General features: G+C 41.3%; 25 protein-coding genes. 15 read left to right on the forward strand and 10 right to left on the reverse strand.

Features of this window, described 5'->3' with window-relative positions; all coding sequences use genetic code 11:
* The coding region (locus tag PQ511_RS16160) for a transposase (protein WP_273852942.1) at positions 1 to 213 on the forward strand (213 nt) is incomplete at its 5' end.
* 101 nt (positions 214 to 314) lie between these two features.
* Here PQ511_RS16160 and PQ511_RS16165 read toward each other — a convergent pair.
* Positions 315 to 1,478 carry an MFS transporter gene (locus PQ511_RS16165; protein WP_273852943.1) on the reverse strand — a complete coding sequence of 388 codons (1,164 nt, stop codon included), beginning with the start codon at positions 1,476 to 1,478 and terminating at the stop codon, positions 315 to 317.
* Between the two features lie 184 nt (positions 1,479 to 1,662).
* Between PQ511_RS16165 and PQ511_RS16170 the strand changes: the two genes are divergently transcribed.
* The gene (locus tag PQ511_RS16170) at positions 1,663 to 2,268 is read left to right on the forward strand and encodes a TetR/AcrR family transcriptional regulator (RefSeq protein ID WP_273852944.1); all 606 of its coding nucleotides are present in this window, start codon (positions 1,663 to 1,665) and stop codon (positions 2,266 to 2,268) included.
* A gap of 20 nt (positions 2,269 to 2,288) precedes the next feature.
* On the opposite strand, the gene PQ511_RS16175 is transcribed toward PQ511_RS16170, so the two are convergent.
* Genes PQ511_RS16175 through PQ511_RS16190 form a run of 4 tightly spaced genes read right to left on the reverse strand, consistent with a single transcriptional unit; the run spans position 2,289 to position 5,147 of the window.
* Entirely contained in the window at positions 2,289 to 3,014 is a 726-nt protein-coding gene (locus tag PQ511_RS16175) for a hypothetical protein (protein ID WP_273852946.1), read from the reverse strand.
* A gap of 1 nt (position 3,015) precedes the next feature.
* Positions 3,016 to 3,711, reverse strand: a complete 696-nt coding sequence (locus PQ511_RS16180; RefSeq protein WP_273852947.1) for a fluoroquinolone export ABC transporter permease subunit — start codon at positions 3,709 to 3,711, stop codon at positions 3,016 to 3,018.
* On the reverse strand, positions 3,708 to 4,565 hold the full coding sequence (locus tag PQ511_RS16185) for an ABC transporter ATP-binding protein (protein ID WP_273852948.1): 858 nt from the start codon (positions 4,563 to 4,565) through the stop codon (positions 3,708 to 3,710). The genes PQ511_RS16180 and PQ511_RS16185 overlap by 4 nt, the downstream gene beginning before the upstream one ends.
* Before the next feature lie 3 nt (positions 4,566 to 4,568).
* Entirely contained in the window at positions 4,569 to 5,147 is a 579-nt protein-coding gene (locus PQ511_RS16190; protein ID WP_273852949.1) for a TetR/AcrR family transcriptional regulator, read from the reverse strand.
* 349 nt (positions 5,148 to 5,496) lie between these two features.
* Between PQ511_RS16190 and glaH the strand changes: the two genes are divergently transcribed.
* The 3 genes from glaH to PQ511_RS16205 all read left to right on the forward strand — a co-directional run bounded on the left by glaH (position 5,497) and on the right by PQ511_RS16205 (position 8,517).
* Positions 5,497 to 6,429 carry a glutarate dioxygenase GlaH gene (glaH, locus tag PQ511_RS16195; protein WP_273852950.1) on the forward strand — a complete coding sequence of 311 codons (933 nt, stop codon included), beginning with the start codon at positions 5,497 to 5,499 and terminating at the stop codon, positions 6,427 to 6,429.
* Between the two features lie 20 nt (positions 6,430 to 6,449).
* Positions 6,450 to 7,661, forward strand: coding sequence for an L-2-hydroxyglutarate oxidase (gene lhgO / locus PQ511_RS16200; protein WP_273852951.1), 1,212 nt, complete (start codon positions 6,450 to 6,452; stop codon positions 7,659 to 7,661).
* A 97-nt stretch (positions 7,662 to 7,758) separates the two neighbouring features.
* Entirely contained in the window at positions 7,759 to 8,517 is a 759-nt protein-coding gene (locus tag PQ511_RS16205) for an alpha/beta hydrolase (protein WP_273852953.1), read from the forward strand.
* 42 nt (positions 8,518 to 8,559) lie between these two features.
* Here the strand turns inward: PQ511_RS16205 and PQ511_RS16210 are convergent, their stop codons facing one another.
* The 3 genes from PQ511_RS16210 to PQ511_RS16220 are packed head-to-tail and all read right to left on the reverse strand — an operon-like array spanning position 8,560 to position 9,680.
* Positions 8,560 to 8,805, reverse strand: a complete 246-nt coding sequence (locus PQ511_RS16210) for a hypothetical protein (RefSeq protein WP_273852954.1) — start codon at positions 8,803 to 8,805, stop codon at positions 8,560 to 8,562.
* Positions 8,789 to 9,325 (reverse strand): RNA polymerase sigma factor, encoded by a 537-nt coding sequence (locus PQ511_RS16215; RefSeq protein WP_273852955.1) that lies wholly within the window; start codon positions 9,323 to 9,325, stop codon positions 8,789 to 8,791. Before PQ511_RS16215 ends, PQ511_RS16210 begins: the two co-directional genes overlap by 17 nt.
* Positions 9,315 to 9,680 carry a hypothetical protein gene (locus PQ511_RS16220; protein WP_273852956.1) on the reverse strand — a complete coding sequence of 122 codons (366 nt, stop codon included), beginning with the start codon at positions 9,678 to 9,680 and terminating at the stop codon, positions 9,315 to 9,317. Before PQ511_RS16220 ends, PQ511_RS16215 begins: the two co-directional genes overlap by 11 nt.
* Before the next feature lie 130 nt (positions 9,681 to 9,810).
* Between PQ511_RS16220 and PQ511_RS16225 the strand changes: the two genes are divergently transcribed.
* On the forward strand, positions 9,811 to 10,383 hold the full coding sequence (locus PQ511_RS16225; RefSeq protein ID WP_273852957.1) for a hypothetical protein: 573 nt from the start codon (positions 9,811 to 9,813) through the stop codon (positions 10,381 to 10,383).
* 44 nt (positions 10,384 to 10,427) lie between these two features.
* On the opposite strand, the gene PQ511_RS16230 is transcribed toward PQ511_RS16225, so the two are convergent.
* A complete protein-coding gene (locus tag PQ511_RS16230; RefSeq protein ID WP_273852958.1) occupies positions 10,428 to 10,748 on the reverse strand; it encodes a DUF3870 domain-containing protein in 321 nt (106 codons plus the stop codon).
* A 110-nt stretch (positions 10,749 to 10,858) separates the two neighbouring features.
* On the opposite strand from PQ511_RS16230, the gene PQ511_RS16235 reads away from it, so the two are divergent.
* The 5 genes from PQ511_RS16235 to PQ511_RS16255 all read left to right on the forward strand — a co-directional run bounded on the left by PQ511_RS16235 (position 10,859) and on the right by PQ511_RS16255 (position 16,585).
* A complete protein-coding gene (locus PQ511_RS16235) occupies positions 10,859 to 11,650 on the forward strand; it encodes an SDR family oxidoreductase (RefSeq protein ID WP_273852959.1) in 792 nt (263 codons plus the stop codon).
* A gap of 168 nt (positions 11,651 to 11,818) precedes the next feature.
* Positions 11,819 to 13,102, forward strand: coding sequence for a PucR family transcriptional regulator (locus PQ511_RS16240; RefSeq protein WP_273852960.1), 1,284 nt, complete (start codon positions 11,819 to 11,821; stop codon positions 13,100 to 13,102).
* A gap of 715 nt (positions 13,103 to 13,817) precedes the next feature.
* Complete coding sequence (locus tag PQ511_RS16245; RefSeq protein WP_273852961.1) at positions 13,818 to 14,735, forward strand: proline dehydrogenase; 918 nt, start codon at positions 13,818 to 13,820, stop codon at positions 14,733 to 14,735.
* Positions 14,736 to 14,765: 30 nt separating this feature from the next.
* Positions 14,766 to 16,313 carry an L-glutamate gamma-semialdehyde dehydrogenase gene (gene pruA / locus PQ511_RS16250; RefSeq protein ID WP_273852962.1) on the forward strand — a complete coding sequence of 516 codons (1,548 nt, stop codon included), beginning with the start codon at positions 14,766 to 14,768 and terminating at the stop codon, positions 16,311 to 16,313.
* A gap of 44 nt (positions 16,314 to 16,357) precedes the next feature.
* Positions 16,358 to 16,585 carry a hypothetical protein gene (locus tag PQ511_RS16255; protein WP_273852963.1) on the forward strand — a complete coding sequence of 76 codons (228 nt, stop codon included), beginning with the start codon at positions 16,358 to 16,360 and terminating at the stop codon, positions 16,583 to 16,585.
* Between the two features lie 11 nt (positions 16,586 to 16,596).
* Here the strand turns inward: PQ511_RS16255 and PQ511_RS16260 are convergent, their stop codons facing one another.
* Positions 16,597 to 18,189, reverse strand: a complete 1,593-nt coding sequence (locus PQ511_RS16260; RefSeq protein ID WP_273852965.1) for an ATP-binding protein — start codon at positions 18,187 to 18,189, stop codon at positions 16,597 to 16,599.
* Positions 18,190 to 18,407: 218 nt separating this feature from the next.
* Here PQ511_RS16260 and PQ511_RS16265 point away from each other — a divergent pair, with 218 nt between their 5' ends.
* From PQ511_RS16265 to PQ511_RS16280, 4 genes are all read left to right on the forward strand, one after another.
* A complete protein-coding gene (locus PQ511_RS16265) occupies positions 18,408 to 18,728 on the forward strand; it encodes a YnfA family protein (protein WP_273852966.1) in 321 nt (106 codons plus the stop codon).
* 80 nt (positions 18,729 to 18,808) lie between these two features.
* Complete coding sequence (locus PQ511_RS16270; RefSeq protein ID WP_273852967.1) at positions 18,809 to 19,585, forward strand: class I SAM-dependent methyltransferase; 777 nt, start codon at positions 18,809 to 18,811, stop codon at positions 19,583 to 19,585.
* Positions 19,586 to 19,623: 38 nt separating this feature from the next.
* Entirely contained in the window at positions 19,624 to 20,349 is a 726-nt protein-coding gene (locus tag PQ511_RS16275; protein ID WP_273852968.1) for a class I SAM-dependent DNA methyltransferase, read from the forward strand.
* A gap of 256 nt (positions 20,350 to 20,605) precedes the next feature.
* The gene (locus tag PQ511_RS16280; RefSeq protein WP_273852969.1) at positions 20,606 to 21,385 is read left to right on the forward strand and encodes a TerC family protein; all 780 of its coding nucleotides are present in this window, start codon (positions 20,606 to 20,608) and stop codon (positions 21,383 to 21,385) included.
* The last annotated feature ends 25 nt before the right edge of the window (positions 21,386 to 21,410 follow it).

Genomic DNA, 21,410 nt, shown 5'->3' on the forward strand with positions numbered 1-21,410 from the left:
AAGAATATGATTCAACAGCTGCTTTCGGATGAAAAAACAGGTGAAATCTACGGTCAACGGAAAATCGATGTAGAGCCAGTTTTTGGATTTCTGAAGGCTATTTTGGGTTTCACTCGGATGTCCGTAAGGGGCAAAGAGAAGGTCAAAAATGAAATGGGCTTTGCGCTCATGGCGGTGAACATGAGAAAGTATACCGCTATGAGTGCGGAGTGATCCAATAATCTTAGGAATAACCAAACAAAAAAGGTTCCGTTCATCAAAAACGATGAACGGAACCTTTTTATCGATTTCAGGCTAGTTATGTCCCAGCCTCTTTATGCACTCATTTCGCTTTCAATTGTCGCAGGTTTCGGTTTCATCACCATGAGACCAATGCCCCCCACACTAAGTACGGCTGCCACAAGGAACGGCGCATGGGCAGAAACACTCTGACCAATTAATCCTGATAAGACAGGAGCAATGGCTGCACCAAGCCAGCGAAGGAAGTTATATCCCCCAGAAGTGATGCTTCGTTCGTATGGAGAAACTTCCATGACGTAGCTTGTAAACAAGGCGTTGTTTAGCCCAGAAGCAAGCCCTGATAGGATGACAAGTGTGATGAGTAACGGTGTTGATGGAACGACAAAGAGTAGTCCAAGTAACACAGCAAACGTTAGTAAGCTATACGGCAAGATTTTCTTCGGTAAGAACTTTTTCTCAAGCTGGTGACTTAAAATCGCTGAACCATACGCGAGCATGAGGCCCCAACCAAAGAATACAAATCCAATTTGAATGGCACCAAGTCCGATAATAAGCGGTGTATAAGCTAGAACGACGAAGAAACCATAGTAATAAAGCATCGCCGCTAGAGCAGATGTCACAAAAGGTTTGTAAGAAAACAATCCTTTTAATTCATGCATGCCAACAGGCTTTCGTTTTTGTTTTCCGTTAGGCTCAAACACAAAAAAGAGTACAAGGCAGAAAGCAGCTAGAATTAATACAGATGTAGCGAAGAATGGGAATCTCCATGAATAGCCACCAAGAATCCCACCTACAAGTGGTCCGCCTGCCATACCTAACCCAATAGCGGCTTCATAATAGCCGACAGCTTTTTGGGGGTCTTTTGATAAGGCGATTAACAATGTCATCGCAGTAGCAAAGAACATTGAGTTACCGAAGCCCCAACCGGCTCTAAAAATAGAGAGGCTTGCGATTCCGTTTGAAAGCGCACAGAGGAGCGCAAAGACGGTCACGATACACAAGCCAAATACCATCATGCGCTTATCGCCAAAGCGACTTGCGAAAATACCTGCAGGAATCATCATAATGGCCATTGTTAAAATGTAGGCAGTAAACAGCATTTCGACTTGCCAGTGGTTTGCCCCAATCTGCTCGGCAATCGTTGGAAGGATTGGATCAACAATCCCGATTCCCATAAAAGCAAGAAAGGTTGCTGCAATGGTAATCCAACGGGCTTTTGTAAATTTCTTCTCATTCATTCCATTTAACCTCCTATAAAAATCGTTCAAAAAAGAACAACGGTTGTTATTTATACAACAAGTGTCGTAAAATATTGTAACAGAGTCATGAAATTGAGCAATAATCAAGTTTTCGAGAAGTGATGTCTAAACGACAAGTCATAACAATTTGTTGAGAAAAAGATTAATTTGGAGGAGATTTCTTATGAGAGGGAAGGAAGACCCGCGCGTTACGCGAACGCGAAAACTCTTACAGGATGCGTTTATCCACCTAATGGCTGTAAAAGAATATGAGAAAATTACAATTGCCGATATTACTAAAGAAGCCACTGTTAACCGCGCTACTTTTTATTTGCATTATCAGGATAAAGAAGAGTTACTACTTCAAACAGTTGATGAAATGCTGAGGCAGCTTTTTGGCGAGGCGCTGACGATCCCACCTGGCAATTTGCCAATTGATGATTTGCAGCGATATATTGCAGAGCACATTTTCTCAAGCATTGCCGAATACGATAAGTTTTTTCACGTGATGTTAATTAAAAAAGGAATGCCGAATTTTCTTGATCATATGCGCAGCTTCTTCTTTGATTTCTATGACAATCGTATTGCGAAGGGGAGGTTTGACCCTCTGCCATTACCAAGTGAAGTGATTGCAAGCTATATTGCATCTGCTTATACAGGTATGATTTCCTGGTGGCTTGAAAATGACATGCCTTACACACCGAAAGAGATGGCTGAGCAAATGATTTTGTTAAATCAGAAAGGTCCTACAGGGATATTGAAGATGCACGTTAAGAAACAAAAAGAATGATAGGAAGTGAGAACTTCCTATCACATCGATCGCTCATATCGTTTTAAGAAATAGTGGAGCATGAGAAGATGATAAAGTATTCCTATGAAAAGAAAGAGGGAAGCGGAAAGGTTCCATCCATTTAAGGTAAGAAGATATCCTTTCAGTGGCCAGTAAGGAGGAAAGATTCCGGCAAGCATGAGGGCTGGATGATCAATGAAGTAAAGAGCAAGTGGAATGGCGAGGAGGATACTGACCACCTTTGCTACTGCTAAACCTTCTACCTTATTTTCCGCAATACTTGCCATGAAGAGTCCGATAATGGGGATTTCCAATAAGATTAGCAATAAAAAAGGCAGAAGCCGTAACGTTAAGATTTCTGTAAACCCTCCAATCAAGAGTACCGGAAAAGCGAGTATTAGACTAATGAGCATTGGCAAAGTAAGGCGATAGAGTAAATATCCTTTTAATTGAAATGGTGTAACGGCGATCGACATGGCGACGCCTTCATCTTTTTCATCGAGAAGAATAAATCCACTCATGATCCCAATCATGACAGGTGTTGAGAGTAGTAGAAGCAAACCGATGACCAGGTTTTGATCATGTGAAGTAAAGGATGTTCCTTCGAAAAACATATTATCTAAAATAGGTGTAACAAATCGAAAGAATAGCGCCATTAGAATCGGGGCGAGCATGGCGATTATCGTCATCAAGTCTTTCTGAATTGATCTTAAATCATAAGTTAAGAGAAAGAGAATACGCGTCAAATTAGACACCTGCTTTCTTATAAAAAGTACGTTCATAGTGATTGTTGGTCATAAAGAAGAAAAGAAAAATCCAACTAAATAAAACCATTAAATGAACTGCTGGATAGGAAATCGTGTGAAAACCACTTCCAATCAATTCAAGCGTACTATAGCCGGGTGTCCACTCGAGAAATGTTGGGGCTGCTGGCATGGAAAAGTAGTTTGCGAGCGGGAGAAAAAAGATTGGTACGAACAAAGGTGTGATGAGCAAGTACTGGTTAACAGATTTCACGTTAATGGCAATCGTCATCCCAAGAAACGTTGCAAATAAGGAGCAGCCAAATACGGCTAAAAGGATAGACGGATAATGAAGCAGGGGCCCAAAGCTTGCAAATAAAATAACAAAGCTTGCTGAAGTGGCAAGGCAAGAAAGAGATAACGCCTTGCTAAGGATATATTCAGATATCCTTAGTGGACTAATAAGGAGTTGATCAATCATTCCCTGGTCTTTTTCAAGAAGGATGATGCCACCGATGAAAAAAGATCCTAGAAAAGAACAATCAGAGAATATAAGGATGACAGCGCCAGTTTCTTTCCAGGCTAATGGGATGAATCTAAGAAAAATAATATAAATAATAGCGATTATAAAATAAGCAAGATAGAAACCATGTTTGATTTGAAAAGCAATATCTGTCTTTATCTGTGCCACGATCCTCACACCAGTTCCCTCCCTGTTACATCAATGAAAATATCTTCAAGGGTTGCTTCCTCCGTATACATCGATATCAGTCGATCACTTTGTATAATCTCCATAAATTGTTGGTTGCGAGCTAGATTTGTAGTTGGAAGTGTGAGTGATGACATTCCACCAGATTCTTTATGGAAAGTAAGGTGTAACGTCTTTTTGCTTCGCTCGCTCATAAGCTTTTGGGGAGAATCAATTAATTTTACTTTTCCTTCCACAATAAACGCCACGCGATCACAGATCTCCTCAGCAATGTGCATGTTATGCGTCGTGATGATGATCGTTTTTCCCTGTTGCTTTAAATCCAAAATGTAATCAATTATCATGCGTGCATTCGTAGGGTCAAGACCAGACGTAGGCTCATCGAGAAAAAGAATAGCTGGATCATGGAGAAGCGCTCTAACGAAGTTTAAGCGCATCTTCATGCCTTTCGATAAAGCGGATGCTTTCATGTGAGCAGCGTTCTCAAGACCAACGTGATTTAGAAGTTTAAGCGGTTCCTGGCCTTTTCTTTTATAAAATTTGGAGAATAGTTTCAAATTCTCAATCGCAGTAAACTTGGAATAAAAATTTGGAAATTCAAATGCCACTCCAATTTGTTCATAGAAATCAGAAGTCGTCTCGCGGATTTCATAGCCATTGACGGTTGCAGAGCCCTGGTAGTCTTTGATTAAACCAATCAAGATCTTTTGGATTGTACTCTTTCCAGCTCCAGAGGGTCCAAGAAAGCCGAAAATTTCTCCCTTTGGAACAGTAAAATGGAGTTCAGTTAAGGTTTGATGGTGAGAACGTGGATAACGATAACTTAGTTGATTGACCTTAATCATTTCCTAATCCTCCCTTAGTATTTCATGTGCTAGTGCCCTTGCATAAAAATGAAGCGTGTCTTGAAACTCGTCCTTCCCAATTTCCCTCTTATGCATCGTCAGAAGAAAGAATGCCCGTATCGCACTACTAATCGTCTTCTTTTTAGGATGATTTTGAATGGGAAGGATCTTCTCAATTGAAAACTGGTCTTGTCTCATATGACGATCAAATTGTTCCTTAGGTATTTTGCGAGAAAGTGCGCTCATTTGAGTAGGCGACATCATGAGCTCAATAAAAGGGTTATCACTGGCTAGCTCAATCCCTCTTAATAAGAAAGAAGCAATCTCGTCTGGTGATGTAACTTGCTCGAATTCATTCAACAAGGTTGCTTTAATTGACGCTTCTTCATTCTCGAGAATGGTAAAAATAAGCTCTTCTTTAGAAGTGAAAAATTTATAAAATGATCCAGGAGCGATTCCGATTGCATCCGTTACGTCTTTGATCCCGGTCTTAAATCCTTTTGTTTGGTACTGCTCTTTTGCTTCATCAATTAGTTGTTGACGAATCTCTCTTAATTCCTGTTCAGAAAAACCTCGTGCCATGTGTAAAACCCCTCCTTGTGAATATATGAATATTTTATATTTATATTCATATTAACATATTTCGTTTAAGGTGAATACGGTTTTTTATTTGACTAAAAATTCAATTTATTGTAAGGTGAAGAAAATACCTTATACTTCCCTTTAGAGAGGCATCCCCTTTCAAAATCAGGACAGTAGGGCATCGACTGAATGATAACAATCACAATAACTGATAAAACTGTTAAAACTCTTGCCGGAGTTTCGTACGCAGTTTAAAGCCAGTATATTTTTCTCGGAGGACGGGAGAAGTGTGCTGGCTTTTTTGTTTTTCTTGTCATTCTACTAACAATCTAAAGGAGAGATGTGTGCAATGGAACTTACAAGTACGAAGCAGGATGCAAGAAGTGGGAAGAAGGGCAAGGGGTATGAGATTAAACCGAGTGGTGCTCATGATCGCCTCTACGTAGTGGAGCTAGAACAAGAGGTCATCAGCCGCTTTTTTGAAGATGTTCGTGAGATTAGCAGTCAGCAGCTAGAATATATTCCTTACATGCGTTTTATTCTGACAGAGAAGCTATCACGGCTTCTAGATGAAAACTTTCAAAAAACAGTTCGAGCGATTCTTCATGACCGAAAGACGGGTGGATTTACCGTTGGAGTGAACAAGCAAACGACTGATCCAGAGGACTATGTGAAATTTTCAACGGCTTTTTCTCATCTTATTGGGATTCCTAATTTCGACGCCATGTCAGGAAACTATTACGCGCGTTTTTCAGTGAAACATACGGATACGAGTGATTCCTATCTTCGTCAGGCGTATCGTCTTTTTACGCTTCATACGGATGGAACGTATGTGGATGAAGCAACTGATTGGTTGTTGATGATGAAATTTGACGAGCAAAATGCGGTAGGGGGACGCTCACGACTTCTTCATCTCGATGATTGGGAAGAGCTTGAGCGATTCTATCAGCATCCGATGGCATCACAGCGATTGATCTATAAGGCCCCACCAAGCAAAAATGTGGTGAAGGAAGTGTTCCGAACAACATTCTATGAACAAAACAATGAACCTTGCATCTGTTTTATTGATCAGTTCGTTCATCCAGAAAATAGGGAACAGGCCATGTATTTACAGGAGCTATCACATTCGATGGAGAATTCGTCTGCAACAAAAGGACTTGAGCTTCCGGCGGGAGAATTGATTATGTTAAACAACCGGTTTTGGCTTCATGGAAGAGAAGCGTTTGAAGAAAACACTGGATTGCATAGAGAGCTTTTACGTCAGCGTGGGCGATTTGCTTAATTGGAATGGGAGGTAGCGACATGTATGATTATCTCGTGATTGGAGGAGGGATCGTTGGCTTATCCACAGCGCTTTCGATTCAAAAGCGCTATCCTCACGCTACTCTTGCAGTAGTGGAGAAAGAAAACGAATGGGCAAGTCATCAAACAGGCAGAAATAGTGGCGTGATTCATTCAGGTATTTATTACAAGCCAGGAAGCTTGAAGGCAATCTTAGCCAAACAGGGCAGTGAATCAATGGTTCGTTTTTGTGAGGAAAACGCCATTGCGCATGAAGTGTGTGGAAAGGTCATCGTAGCAGTTGATGATGCGGAAAAGGCAAATTTAAATCATTTGTACGAGCGGGGGATAGAGAATGGCCTTCATGTTCAGAAGCTTACAAAAGAGGCACTTTTGGACATTGAACCACATGTGAAAGGCGTTGAAGGAATTCGTGTTCCCTCGACAGGCATTGTTGACTATCGAAAAGTGACGAAAAAATTAGCAGAAATTCTAGAGAACCAAGGTGCTCACTTGTTTTCTGGAACAAAAGTAACAAACATAGAAGAAAATAAGGATGAAGCAATCATTGATACATCCAGGGGAACATTTAAATCCCGATATCTGATTAATTGCGCTGGTTTGCATAGCGACCGAATGGCCCGTCTCGCCAATATTTATACCGATCTTAAAATTGTGCCATTTAGAGGGGAATATTTTGAGTTAAAGAAAGAGAAAAGCTACCTGGTGAAAAACTTAATCTACCCCGTGCCGAATCCTGACTTTCCGTTTCTGGGCGTCCACCTTACCCGCATGATGGATGGAACCATTCACGCAGGACCAAATGCAGTACTTAGCTTAAAGCGTGAAGGCTATCATAAACTTTCGTTTAATGCCAAAGATGCACTTGACGTTCTTGGCTTTGATGGTTTTTGGAAAATGGCAGGAGGAAATCTAAAAGAAGGACTTAAGGAAATGGGTCGGTCGTTTCACAAAAAATCATTTGTGAGAAGTCTTCAGCGACTTGTTCCAGAAATTCAAGACCAAGACGTTATACCGACACACTCAGGCGTAAGAGCACAGGCACTCTTGAAGAACGGTCAGCTTGTGGATGATTTTTTTATCATTCCAGGGAATAGGTCCCTTCATGTTTGTAACGCCCCGTCTCCTGCTGCAACAGCATCATTGGAGATTGGAGAGGTGATCGCAGGAAAAGTGCCATCGTTTACTAGAAAAACAATATCTTTATCGTAATTTGTAAGCCATCGAGGAGCTCGATGGCATATTTTTATATAAAGGAAAATATGGGAGAGGGCTAGAATAGTCCTTTTTAAGGTGGAGGGGATGGAACGTGTTCATAATAAAGAAATATTGGGTTTCCGTGTTTGATGAAGAAAGATCGATTCGAATTTATTTACCAGAAGGTTATCAAGTATCTAAAGAGAGCTATCCTGTTCTCTATATGCATGATGGACAAAATGTGTTTGAAGATCGGGAAGCCGTAGGCGGAAGGTCATTACGAATGAAGGACTATCTTGAGAAAAACCATTTACCACTTATTGTTGTTGGAATTGATTCAGGTGCTAACCGGATGGAGGAATATCGCCTATGGGCTCCAGGAAAGCTGAGTGAGGAGCTGACAGGAAAAAGCGCTTCTCAGGAAGCAAAGGGGCGGGAATATCTCGATTTTATTGTCAAAGATCTAAAACCATTGATGGATGCTACGTACCGAACCAAGGGTGCCTCAACTTATATGGCTGGTATTTCTCTTGGGGGATTGCTAACAGTTTATGCCCTATGTCGTTACCCAAATGTGTTTACTAGAGGAGTAGGGCTTTCTTCTGCTTTTTTTCGCAATCAAGAGAAGTTGGAGGAGTTTATCTTAGAAGTTGATCGTGTTGGTCATCTCTATTTGGACTGTGGTGATAAGGAATCAGGTGATGAAAGAATTGATCATGCGTTTTTAACTTCAAATGAACGAATTTATGAGACGTTAGAAAAAATGGGAGCGAGCGTTGAATTTAAGGTGATAAAGAATGGGGAACATCACTATGAGTCATTCTCTCAGAGAGTTGATGACGTTATGTCATTTTTGTTGCGGGATGGCTGATGGAGTATAAAGGACCTGAATGAGGTCCTTTATGAATTGTCTCTACATGAAAAACAGTATGCCTGCTGAAAGACCAATCGTAAGGGCAATTGGAGCTAATTGAATTTTTAACAACAGCTCTGGTGTTAAGGCATGATGTTCCAAGGGATTTTGTACGGGGGCGCACACAAAATCCGCCACACGGTCTGCCTTTTTCTTCTGTAAGGAAAGCGGAGGAACATCGACGGTGTACTGATCGAGTTGGTCTCGGAGTTCTTTCGGTAGTGAGTGGTTATGGTGTGATTTCATCGTTTTCTCCCTCCAATAAATGTCTTAACCGTTTAATGGCTGTCGCTAACCTGGACTTTACCGTTCCAACGGGAATGTCTAGGATGCTTGCAACGTCTTGTTGTGTCATGTCGTGGTAATAGATTAGTAGAATAACCGCTCTCTGCTTCTCAGGTAGCTGCTTTAGAGCCCATTGAATCGTCATTTTTTCTACGGTATCAGAAGGAAAGACTGCTTCTTTTTTTACTAGAAAAGGGAGAAGTGATTGCCATTTTGCTCTTCGTTTCAATTTGTTAATCATGAGCTGATAACCTATTTTAAAAAGGTACGTTTTTAGAGAGGCACGCGTGACGTCATACCGATCCTGGAATTTATGGAATTTCACGAAAGTATCCTGCACAAGATCGATACTGAGTTGTTCATCACGAGTGTAACGATACAAAAAACGGTAGAGAGAATCTTTGTGAGTGAGATAAATGGTTTCGAATGTCATAGACAATGATTTCTCAAGAGGAATCGAGTTGTGTTCGTTAAAATTCATTCGGCCAGCGCTCTTTTATGCCTTTATACGTGTAGGCAAGACGGAAAATAAACCAGAGAAACGTAAGTAGTGGGAAGACAAACGTCTGATGCAAAAAAAACTGTACGAAGGGATTTTCAATGTTTTCTCCTTTAATGAGAAAGATAAATAGTCCTGTAATACATATGAAAGAATAAGCTGAGGACGCAATCATGACATAATCCCAGCGTGACCAATAGAAATAAAGCGTGGTCTTTTGAAAGTCGATTTTTCCATTTGTTTTGTGTACATGTTTTTGAAGCGTTGCGATTAAAACTGCAAAAACGGTTCCGAGAACTCCTGCCATCACTAACCCCATGATCCACCCAATCGCCATGTATTTCACACCTTTCATTTCTATATTTTCACATATTTATACAATTAAAAGGAAAGAAAAGTTCATTTTTCTAATGAGTTTTTTTAGGTGGGACAGACTAAGAGCATATTGTAGAAATTGGGTGAAACAATTGAATAAAAAAATAGGCGTGATTGCTAGCGGTCTTTTTATATTAATTCTACTGACGACTAGCATTGTTTCTGTCCAAGCAGAACGGCCGGTAAGCGAAGTCACATACATGAAATCTGAAACGAAAAAGGATACTGCGATTGAAAAAACATTCGCAAAAGAATTCGGACTTAAAAAGGGATCAGACTCCATACGCTATTTCTACAATAAAATTGATTTAAACAATGATCAGATACCTGAAACGTTTGTCTATTTAGTCGGTCCAACGGTATGTGGGACAGGGGGATGCAGTGGCCTGTTATTAGAAGAAAAGGATGGAGAGTATATAGTGAAATCTCGTTTTTCCTTAGTCAGAACCCCGATCATCATTCAAAACGAAATGACAAACGGGTGGAAGGACATCGTTATGTATGTAGCGGGTGGAGGGATAGAGCCTGGTTACCATCAGCTAAAATTTAATGGGAAAACCTATCCTTCTAATCCATCTGTTGAACCGATCATAAAAGACGAAAAGATAAAAGGAATTGGGATTTTAAACGATGAACTGACTCAGGATAATGGCATCGAGTTTTAAAAGAGGTAGAGGACAACTTTTTTTGTCCTCTACCTCTTCTATTTCTATGTGTTGATTGGTTCAGGATGCATCTCGTACTGCTTGTGGGCATCCTTAAGCGCAGCAGCTAGCGCGTTCCCTGCTTTTCCAAGATAGCCTTCTTTTAATTGATGAAGAGGTTCTGATATGCCATCTTTTAAACTGAAGCCTTTTAGTAATTGTTTGACGAACTGTTTGCTGTGTTCTGTTGCAAGGGTACAGGAGGCATCGACGATCACGCCATACTTTTTATCGACTTCAAGTGTGAGGGTTAAGGTGTCTGAAATGTTGTTAGCAGCCATGCCGGTTGGGAGTTTGGAGTGGCCGGCGACGAAAAGGGTGTTCATGAATGAAATCATCTCCTTTATTTGGTAACGTTTTCAATAGTGTAGCATAACAAGACTTGTTAGAGAGTGGTAGAATAGTAGAAAATGTCATTTGGAATGGAGTGTATAAGATGGATCTCAATCTAAAAGGAAAAACGGTCGTCGTAACAGCTGCAAGCAAGGGGCTTGGAAAAGCTTCAGCACGGGCATTTGCACAAGAAGGGGCACATGTGATCCTTTCAAGTCGAAGTGAAGATGAGCTTAAAAAAGCATGCGAAGAAATCAGCGAAGAGACAGGGAATGAGCAGGTTACCTGGATCGTTTGTGATATGACAAACGCAGATGAGATCAATCGATTGATGGCGTTTGCGGCGGACACGCATGGAACAGTCGATGTATTAGTGAACAACGCTGGCGGTCCGCCAGCTGGAGGGTTTGAGGATTTTAGTGATAATGATTGGCAAAATGCGTTTGAACTAAATCTATTAAGCTTCATTCGAACTTCAAGAGCTGCAATTCCATATATGAAGGAAAATGGATGGGGACGGATCTTGAACATTGCTTCATCTTCCATTAAACAATCGCTCGATAACTTGATCCTGTCGAACACATTTCGAGCAGGAATTGTGGGACTAGCAAAAAGCCTTTCACAGGAATATGCCGAGCATAATATTCTTGTAAATACCGTTGGTCCTGGACGGATTGCGACGGATCGTGTGGAGCAACTTGATCAAATCAAGGCAGATCAGTTAGGCATCAATGCTGCTGAATTAAAAAGCCAAGCGGAACAATCCATTCCGATGAAAAGATACGGAGAACCGGATGAATTTGCGAAGGCCATCGTATTTCTCGGCTCAGATGCTAATACGTATATGACCGGGCAATCGCTTGTTGTCGATGGCGGACTAGTGAAGGCATTGTAAAGAGGTGAGGGACGCGCTGCGTCCTTTTTTCTTTGAGAATCTCCCCCCTAATCATTTTTCTTTTAGGAAGAAACCGATATAATGGAAGAAGGTGAAAATGACTAATTCTGGTGTTGCTAAACCCTTTGGTTTCAAAGCAATTGTCGGTATAGGGAGGGTGATTGGCTGATGGATGTGAAAGAACGGATTCTAGAAGCGACGGATATTCATAAAGCAACTGAGATGATCAGCATTGCGACGAATAAGCCGGTGATTATTGAAAATAAAAATTTCGAATTGATTTCATATAGCACGGCGTCAGAGAGCTTTGATCAAACGCAACAAAAAACCATTTTATATAAAAAGTGTCCCGTTTTTATTATTGATCGTTTGAAAAAGGAAGGGATTGTCCAACAACTTGAGAGCAATGAAGCTCCAATCCGTATTGCTCCTATTGAGGAAATCGGTTTTTATCAACGCGTGGTTGTGAAAGCGGTTTATGAAGAGCGAACGATGGGGTATCTCTGGGTGCAGGAAACGAACAGTCCACTGACGGAAGAAGAGGTAGAGTTTCTAACTGAAATCACCCCCCACATCGGAAAGCTCATTCATGATTCCTATCAAAAAGGAAAAGAGCATGAGGGGAAGCAGGAGAAATTGCTGTGGAATGTGCTTCTTCATGAATATGAAAGCGAAAACCAAATGAGGCGAAAAGCCCAGGTGGCGAGCTTGCCATTACCTGAACGCTTTTCTGTACTTGTTATGTCCATTGGAGAGCCTTCTCAAGAACCGCTTTTGAATGAAGTGCTCGAGCTCCTGTCTAGGTTTAAGCGTCATAAGATTCAGGTGCTTAAAACGGAACTTCAAGTTGTCGCTGTCATCTCTGGGGATAAAAAGAGGAAGGGATCGGCTATTGAAAATAGTCGTGAGCTTGTTGAATATGTGAAAAGTGCCTTAACTCATGAAGAGTTTTATTCTTTCTTGATCGGAATTGGGAAAGAATATATGGAACTTATTGATATGAGGAAAAGTTTTCTAGAAGCTCTAGAAGTCATTGAGACAGCTGATTTTATTGGGCCAAGGCCCGACGTCATGCCGCGAGAATTTTCGAAGCTTGGAGTATACAGATATCTCGCCGCTCTTTATGAGAAAAACAATACGGAGCATTATTACAATCAGAATTTGCTTAACTTAATGGAGAAAGATTCAGTGAGTCATTCTAGTTTGTTGAAGACGCTAGAGGTGTATTTATCGAACAACGGTAAAGGTAAAAGCACAGCGGCAGAGCTGTTTATCCATCCAAATACGCTAAATTATCGCATGAAACAGATTCAAGATTTAACCGACATTGATTTTGATGATTTTAATATGAAAAGCCACATTTATATTGAGCTATTGTTGTTAAACAACATCCCGTCTTACTACAATCGGTACCTTTCCGCTGTAGAGGAGCAGAAAAGTACTGTGAAGTAGCGTATTTGGGGAGGATGGAGCTTGTTTATTGGCTAAACCGGGAAGCGGCACATTGTGCAGCTTCTTTTTGTCGTTGAGGGGATGGAAAGCGTGGTATAATCGCTGGTTTTCGTGGGGGAGAGAGTGGTTTATTGGCCAAAATGGAGATATATTGGCCAAAATCAGAATATATTGGCTAAAATCCAGATATATTGTCCAAATCGGAAATATATTGGCCAAAGCGAAAATTTCGCTCCTTAAAGGGGTGCCCCGCTTTTCCAGGCTCCAGCGCTTGTCGCCCCTAAACGCCCACTTCCGCTTTTCCTGAGATCCAGCTGCAGTGGGCAGGGGCTCGATTGCTTCACCCCACAAAATGAACACAAAGACCGTGTTCTTTTTGTGGGGCTCCAGCGCCTGTCGCCCCTAAACGCCCACTTCCGCTTTTCTGAGATCCAGCTACGACTCGCAGAAACTGCGATATTTCACTCTTTCACCAGAACACAAAGTGCGTGTTCTCGTTCAAGAGTTCCAATATCTTCGTTTCTAAACGCTCGTCTCCGCTTTTCCCATTGTGTGTAAACCACAAAATCTGAACTGAACTATTGTGTTTTGACCACGTTGCCAGATGACCCTTGAAATCGATATAATTTTCACAAGAAAACAAAAACTTTCTTTGGAGTATTTCACAAGCTTGATGAATGATTGGAGATATAGGGTGAAAAGGAGTGTGGTAGAGTTGGAAGCCATCAACAAGAGTTTTTTCCTTTTTCTCGCTAGTAGGCCCTCACTTGATCGGCTCGCCAAACGATGGGGAAGTAAGTTTGGTGCTGACAAAATTGTTGGGGGTGAAACCTTTGAGCATGCGGTGCCTCTTATTCAGAACTTGAATAGTCAGGGACTTCGGGTCACGGTGGATCATCTTGGGGAATTCGTTTCATCTGAAACAGAAGCGAAGGAACGGACACAAGAGTGTCTTAATACGATTCGCATGATTAGCGCTCATCAATTAAATTCTCAAATGTCTTTGAAAGTGACTTCACTAGGACTAGATATTAGTCGAGATCTCGTCTGGCAAAACATGATTGAGATTATGGAAGAAGCGGTGAAGCATGAGGTGTTCGTTACGATTGATATGGAAGATTCCACACGAACGGAAGCGACACTTGATCTTTACAAAGATTTGAAAAAGAAGTACGACAACATTGGCACCGTCATTCAGTCTTATTTATACCGATCTGATCAGGATCTGGATAAATTGAATGAAGTGAATCCGAATTTGCGTCTGGTAAAAGGGGCTTATAAGGAATCGGCGGATGTTGCCTTCCCAGCAAAATCAGATGTGGATCATAACTTGAAGCAGTTGATTAGAAAGCATTTAATGAATGGGAATTTTACAGCCATCGCAAGTCATGATGATGCCATTATTAACTACACGAAAGAATTCGTGAAAGAGCATAAGATTCCGAAAGACCAATTTGAGTTTCAAATGCTGTACGGCATGCGAAGCCAGAGTCAACTCGATCTTCTAGCGGAAGGTTATGCGGTAAGAGTATACCTACCTTATGGGAACGATTGGTATGGCTATTTTATGCGGCGGTTGGCGGAACGACCTGCGAACATCGCCTTTGCTTTTAATGGAATCTTTAAAAAATAAACTTCTTATATTTGAAAGGGGAATTTACTCATGGTAGTACCATACAAACACGAACCGTTTACTGATTTCACTGTTAAGGAAAATAAGAAGGCTTTCGAAGAAGCGCTTAAACTGGTGAAAGAAGAGCTTGGAAAAGATCATGATCTTCTGATCAATGGTGAGCGTGTCAGCACGGAAGATAAAATTGTTTCCATTAATCCTGCAAACAAAGAACAAGTCGTTGGCCGCGTATCGAAGGCAACAAAAGAGCATGCGGAACGCGCGATTCAGTCTGCAGATGAAGCATTTGAAGGCTGGAGAAAATGGTCGGCTCGCTCTCGTGCTGAGCTTCTATTCCGCGCTGCTTCGATTGTTCGTCGCCGTAAGCATGAATTTTCTGCTTATCTTGTCTATGAAGCAGGTAAGCCTTGGAAAGAAGCCGATGCTGATACAGCTGAAGCGATTGATTTCATGGAATATTATGCGCGTCAAATGATTGAGCTAGGGGAAGGCAAAGCGATTGAAAGCCGTCCTGGCGAGCAAAACCGTTACGTTTATACGCCAAGTGGTGTGGCACTCGTTATTCCACCATGGAACTTTGCTTTCGCGATTATGGCAGGTACAACGGTCGCTCCACTGGTAACAGGAAATACGGTTCTTCTTAAGCCAGCGAGTGCAACTCCGGTTGTTGCAGCGAAGTTTGTTGAAGTGCTTGAAGAAGCTGGACTTCCTAAAGGTGTCTTGAACTTTGTTCCAGGTAGCGGAGCTGAAGTAGGGGACTATCTCGTTGATCATCCGAAAACATCGATCATCACCTTCACTGGTTCTCGTGAAGTAGGTACGCGCATTTATGAGCGTGCGGCGAAAGTACAGCCTGGTCAGCAACACTTGAAGCGCGTTATCGTTGAAATGGGCGGTAAAGATACGGTTGTTGTTGATAACGACGCGGATCTTGAGCTAGCGGCACAGTCGATCGTTGTCTCTGCATTTGGCTTCTCTGGACAGAAATGTTCTGCAGGATCACGCGCGGTCATTCATAAGGATGTGTACGATCAAGTACGCGATCGCGTTGTTGAACTAACGAATGAGCTAACGATGGGCGAAACGACAGGACCAGATGTTTACATGGGACCGGTCATTGACCAGGCGTCATTTGATAAAATCATGAGCTACATTGAAATTGGAAAAGAAGAAGGTCGCCTTGTAGCTGGTGGTGAAGGTGATGATTCAAAAGGATACTTCATTAAACCAACGGTATTCGCTGATCTTGCTCCAAAATCTCGTATGCAGCAGGAAGAAATCTTTGGACCGGTTGTCTGCTTAACGAAAGTTGATAACTTCGATGAAGCCATTGAAGTAGCAAATAACACAGAATATGGCCTTACAGGTGCAGTCATCACGAATAACCGTGCACACATTGAGCAAGCGAAAATGGACTTCCATGTCGGTAACCTATACTTCAACCGTAACTGTACAGGAGCCATTGTTGGTTACCACCCATTCGGAGGATTTAAAATGTCAGGTACGGATTCAAAAGCTGGAGGACCTGATTATCTTGGCCTCCACATGCAGGCTAAAACAATTTCGGAAATGTTTTAAGCGAATAGGCTAAAAAGGCTGTCACCTACTAGTGGTGACAGCCTTTGTTTTTGTTCAAGCTTGAAAGGGAAAATGATGGAGAAGGAAGTGGTTTTATTGCAGCAGCATTAGTGATGATGATTGGCATTATCTCGGTTCGTGTGGTTGGTTTCTTTTCTCCATCATTTCTGGAGTTAAAAGGAAAACGTTTATCTGAAAGACAAAAGTATGCGGTTGATGCCCTAGCAATTGGAATTCTACTCATTACGCTCATTATTGTTTGTATGATGTAAAAGGTGGGTGTTTAGCTCTCTTCCTTGTGAAGTGGGAGAAAGAGGTTGGCAGTTGTACCAGCACCTTCAGTTGAATCGATAAGGATTTTCCCGTGATGAGCTTCCACAATATCAAAACAAATCGAAAGGCCGATCCCTAGTCCACTGCTTTTTGTGCTATAAAAGGGCGTTCCGAGCTGGTTAATCTCTTTTTCACTCATCCCCTGACCGTTATCATTAACCGAAATAATGACGTCTTTGTCTTTTTTTATTAAAGAAACCGTAATATCTCCACCGTTTGGCATGGCTTCTATCGCATTTTTGATGAAATTAATAAGCACTTGTTTGATCTGGGAAGAATCCATCCAAACAGTGATTTGCTCCTCTTCAGCATCTAAATAAAGTTCAACATTATGTAAATGAGCGTTACTTTTCATCAATTCAATCGTTTCAAATACGAGGGGATATAAGTGACATGCTTTTCGTTCGCTGCTCGTTTGTTTCCCCATCATCACAAATTGATTCACCAGGTTTTTCATTCGCTCAAGTTCAGTTCGGATAATATCAATATAATGTGATTGCTTTTTATCCACATCCAATAGCTGGGTAAAGCCGATGATCGAAGTGAGAGGATTGCGGATTTCATGAGCTAATCCAGCCCCTAATTTGCCGATAGCTGAAAGTTTCTCAGATTGAATCACCTGCTCTTGCAGTTGATAATAAGAAGTCATATCGCGAAACTGAGCAAATGCACCGCTTAATTGGTGATTGTGATCATAGAGAGGTAAAATATCAAGTAAACATTTTCTTTCATCTAGCATTGTAAAGGTGATCTCGATATTCTCAATCCCTTTTTTTCTTGTTAGCACATGATCGAAAAAGGGTTTAAGTACAGGAACCTTTGATATATGAGATCTGATCATATTCTTCTTGTTTAGACCGGTTAGCTGTGCAGCACTATTGTTAAATTCTCTGATTTGGCCAAACTGATCTGAAATGACAATACCAATGGGGGTTGTGTTCATCAGCATTTGATTATAGAGATGAAGCTGTTCGTTTTGTTCATTAAGACGAATTTCACGTTCAATCGTGTCGATTGAAGAGGAAAGCAGGCCAAGGTGTAATGAGGAGGCGTGCTCTTTTGGCGTCATAATGGAAATGGTACCGATTACTTCTCCATTACGATAGCGGTATGGAGCTGAATAACACGCCACATCGCTAAAACAGTCATGGTAATGATCATCGCCAATTAAGTGAAAAGGCTTGTTATGTTTTAGCGCAAGGGTAATGGCATTCGTACCTGCCTTTTCTTCATCGAATTTAACGCCATTTTGAATGCCGAGAGACGCTGTCATTTGTTTAAGACGTTCGTCTCCATAGGAATCTAACACAACGCCCTGGTCATCGGTCGTTACGATCACAGTGGGGATATCGGATAAAAAGCTTAAAAGTTTTGTCATGAATGTTTGAATGATAGAAAGCGCTCGTTCGTAATTTTGCAGGCGCTGACTTAACTCTTCTTCCGTAAGTAAAACGTGAAGAACAGGAACTGAGTTTGGATCCATTTGGTAAACATGCTCGCAGGTGTTTTTCGAGTTTTTAATGTACGTTTCACGTTGCGTCATGGGGCATCCTCTTTTCCTGGTAATAATGAAATTAGTTTTATATATAAAGTTTTAACTATATACAGTATTTAATCATTTTTTATAGATTATCATACTTTTGTACATGCTGGTTCATTTTTACTATAAATTAGGATAAAAGAAAATCAGTAGTTTGAGGATGCCATCAAGTAAAAAAGGATAACAAGATAAGCAGAAGACAGTAGAGAGGGGAAGATGGGATGAGAGCAATTCTCTTATTTGCATTAGCAGGCCTTGCTGAAATTGGTGGAGGCTATTTAATATGGCTTTGGCTACGTGAGGGATATTCAAGTTTACTAGGTTTAGCTGGTGGACTTGCTTTGGTTCTATATGGTGTCATTGCCACCTGGCAAGTTTATCCAGATTTCGGAAGGGTGTATGCGGCGTATGGAGGGGTGTTTATCGTGATGTCCATTCTTTGGGGATGGGGAATTGATAAAAAGATTCCAGATCTTTATGACGTAGTGGGAGGTGCGATTTGCCTTGTAGGCGTCGCTGTTATGCTCCTCCCTCGTCACTAGCAGGTTATAAAATGTGAAAAGGATTTTCATACCATTAAGAAGAATGAAAGAAAGGGGGAATGAAAGGAGAGTAACGTTCAATGAAAATCAATGAGCACAATCGGGTTGTATGGGATAAAAAAGTGGCCGATGGCGTTTCCTATACAAAGCCAGTCACAAGTAAAAGGATTGAAGATAGTAAGAAAGGAAATTGGCGCATTACTGTAACAACGGAAAAACCCGTTCCACGTGAGTGGTTTCCCACTACGCTAAAAGGGGTTAAAATTCTTTGTCTCGCGTCTGGTGGTGGGCAGCAGGGACCAATCCTTGCTGCAGCAGGAGCAGAAGTAACGGTTGTTGATCTTTCTGAGAAACAATTGGAGCAGGATCGTTTTGTTGCTGAAAGGGATCGTTTGCAGCTTACGATTGAAAAAGGAGATATGACGGACTTATCATTTATTCCTAATAACACCTTTGATCTGATTGTTCATCCGGTCTCGAATGTATTTATAGAAAATATTTTGCCCGTTTGGAAAGAGGCGGCAAGAGTATTAAAAGACGGTGGCACGCTTATTTCAGGATTTACGAATCCATTGCTCTACCTTTTTGACGATGAGCAGGAAGAGAAAGGAATTCTTGACGTGAAAAATAGGATTCCATATTCTCCGCTCGATCAATTAACTGAAGATGAGCTTCAGGTATACAAAGAAAGCAATCAAGCATTTGAATTTGGCCATACGCTAGAAGATCAAATTCAGGGTCAAATTGATGCTGGCTTTCTGATCGCTGGTTTCTACGAAGATGATTTTGGCGGAAGGCGCCTTATTGATCGCTATACTCAAACGTTTATTGCTACAAAAGCGATAAAATCAAAATAAAGTTGCCAGTCAAGTGGGATAAACAAGGGGGAGTTAACATGGAATACGGTGGATCATCGGTGTACGATCATAACGATTTCTACGAGCAATATATGGCTAGACGTCATCGCGAAGAAAGTCCCAACAAAGTAATTGAATATCCGGCATTAATGTCTTTACTCGGAGACGTAACCGATCAGACAATACTTGATCTAGGTTGTGGAGACGCCAGCCTTGGAGAAGCGTTACTAAACAAACAGTGTAAAGAATATGTAGGGGTGGATGGCTCTCAGAACATGGTGAAGCAAGCGGAATTAAAGCTAAATGGGACGAAAGGAAGCGTTGTTCACACCTCGTTAGAAACCTATTCTTATCCAGCTGATGCTTTTGATCGGGTCGTTTCTCAATTAGTCCTTCATTACATAGAAGATTTAGAAGCGGTTGTGAAGAACGTATACGAGACGTTAAAGCCTGGTGGAAGGTTCGTTTTCAGCGTTCTTCACCCGCTCATGACCGCTTCTTTTAAAAGTATGACGGGAAAACGAGCGGATTGGATCGTGGATGATTATTTTCATACGGGGAAAAGAATTGAACCATGGATTGGCGAACAAGTAGTGAAATTCCATCGGACGATTGAAGACTATTTTCTAATTCTTCAAGACGCTGGCTTTACGATACAGGGATTAAGAGAGGGAACGCCCCAACGTGAGAATTTCCAAGAGGAAGAAGAGTTTAAAAGAAGGCAGCGTATTCCGTTATTTTTAATCATTTCCTGCATAAAATAACAATTGACAGCGATGAAGAATTGACTTATGATCATCTCAACTAATTAAATAACGCAACTCCTAAAGGGGAGTAGCTTTTACAGCAAAGTCGTCATTCCAGAGCTTATTCGCTCTCGGCTTTGTTGGCAACATTCGTGTTGTTAGCAAGACCTTTACTTTTACGGTAAAGGTCTTTAATTGTTTCAATAGACCTTTTGCCAAGCGGCAGAGGTCTTTTTTTATGCAAGGTCATTTGAAAAATAAGGGGGATTTCCTAATGGATGTGTCAATGTTGTTGGAATACGGATGGGTTTTGTTACTTCTCATTGCACTGGAAGGGTTGCTTGCGGCCGATAATGCGCTCGTTTTAGCGATTATGGTGAAACATTTGCCAGAAGAAGAGCGGAAGAAAGCTTTGTTTTACGGGCTAGCTGGGGCTTTTGTTTTTCGCTTTGCCTCCCTATTTGCCATTTCTTTTCTCGTTGGTGTGTGGCAAGTGCAAGCGATCGGTGCGCTTTATCTCTTATTTATTGCGATCAATCACATTGTACGAAAGCTGTTACTGAAAAAGGGCAAAACGGAAGAGGAGAAGAAACCGAAAAAACAATCAGGGTTTTGGGGGACGGTTTTTAAAGTTGAACTTGCTGATATTGCATTTGCTGTTGATTCGATTTTAGCAGCTGTGGCATTAGCAGTAACGCTTCCTGATACACTGCTCCCAAAAATCGGTGGATTAGATGGGGGGAAATTCCTTGTTATTTTTGCAGGGGGACTAATCGGTTTAATTGTGATGCGTTTTGCAGCTAATTACTTTGTGAAACTATTAAAGGCGAAGCCCGGATTAGAAATAGCTGCTTTTATGATTGTTGGTTGGGTTGGTGTGAAATTATCTGTTTACACCCTTTCTCATCCAGAATTAGGCGTTCTCCCTGAAGCTTTTGCAAAATCTCCCGAGTGGAAAATCACATTCTATGCGGTACTACTGCTCCTTGCGATAGGGGGATGGTTCCTATCTTCTTCGAAAAAAACAGAGGTTGCCAGGGAAGAAACGCTATAAAAAGATTAGTTTCTAATGAGAGTCC

It is taken from the genome of Guptibacillus spartinae, from assembly GCF_028610625.1.
Taxonomy (GTDB): Bacteria; Bacillota; Bacilli; order Bacillales; family Guptibacillaceae; genus Guptibacillus; species Guptibacillus spartinae.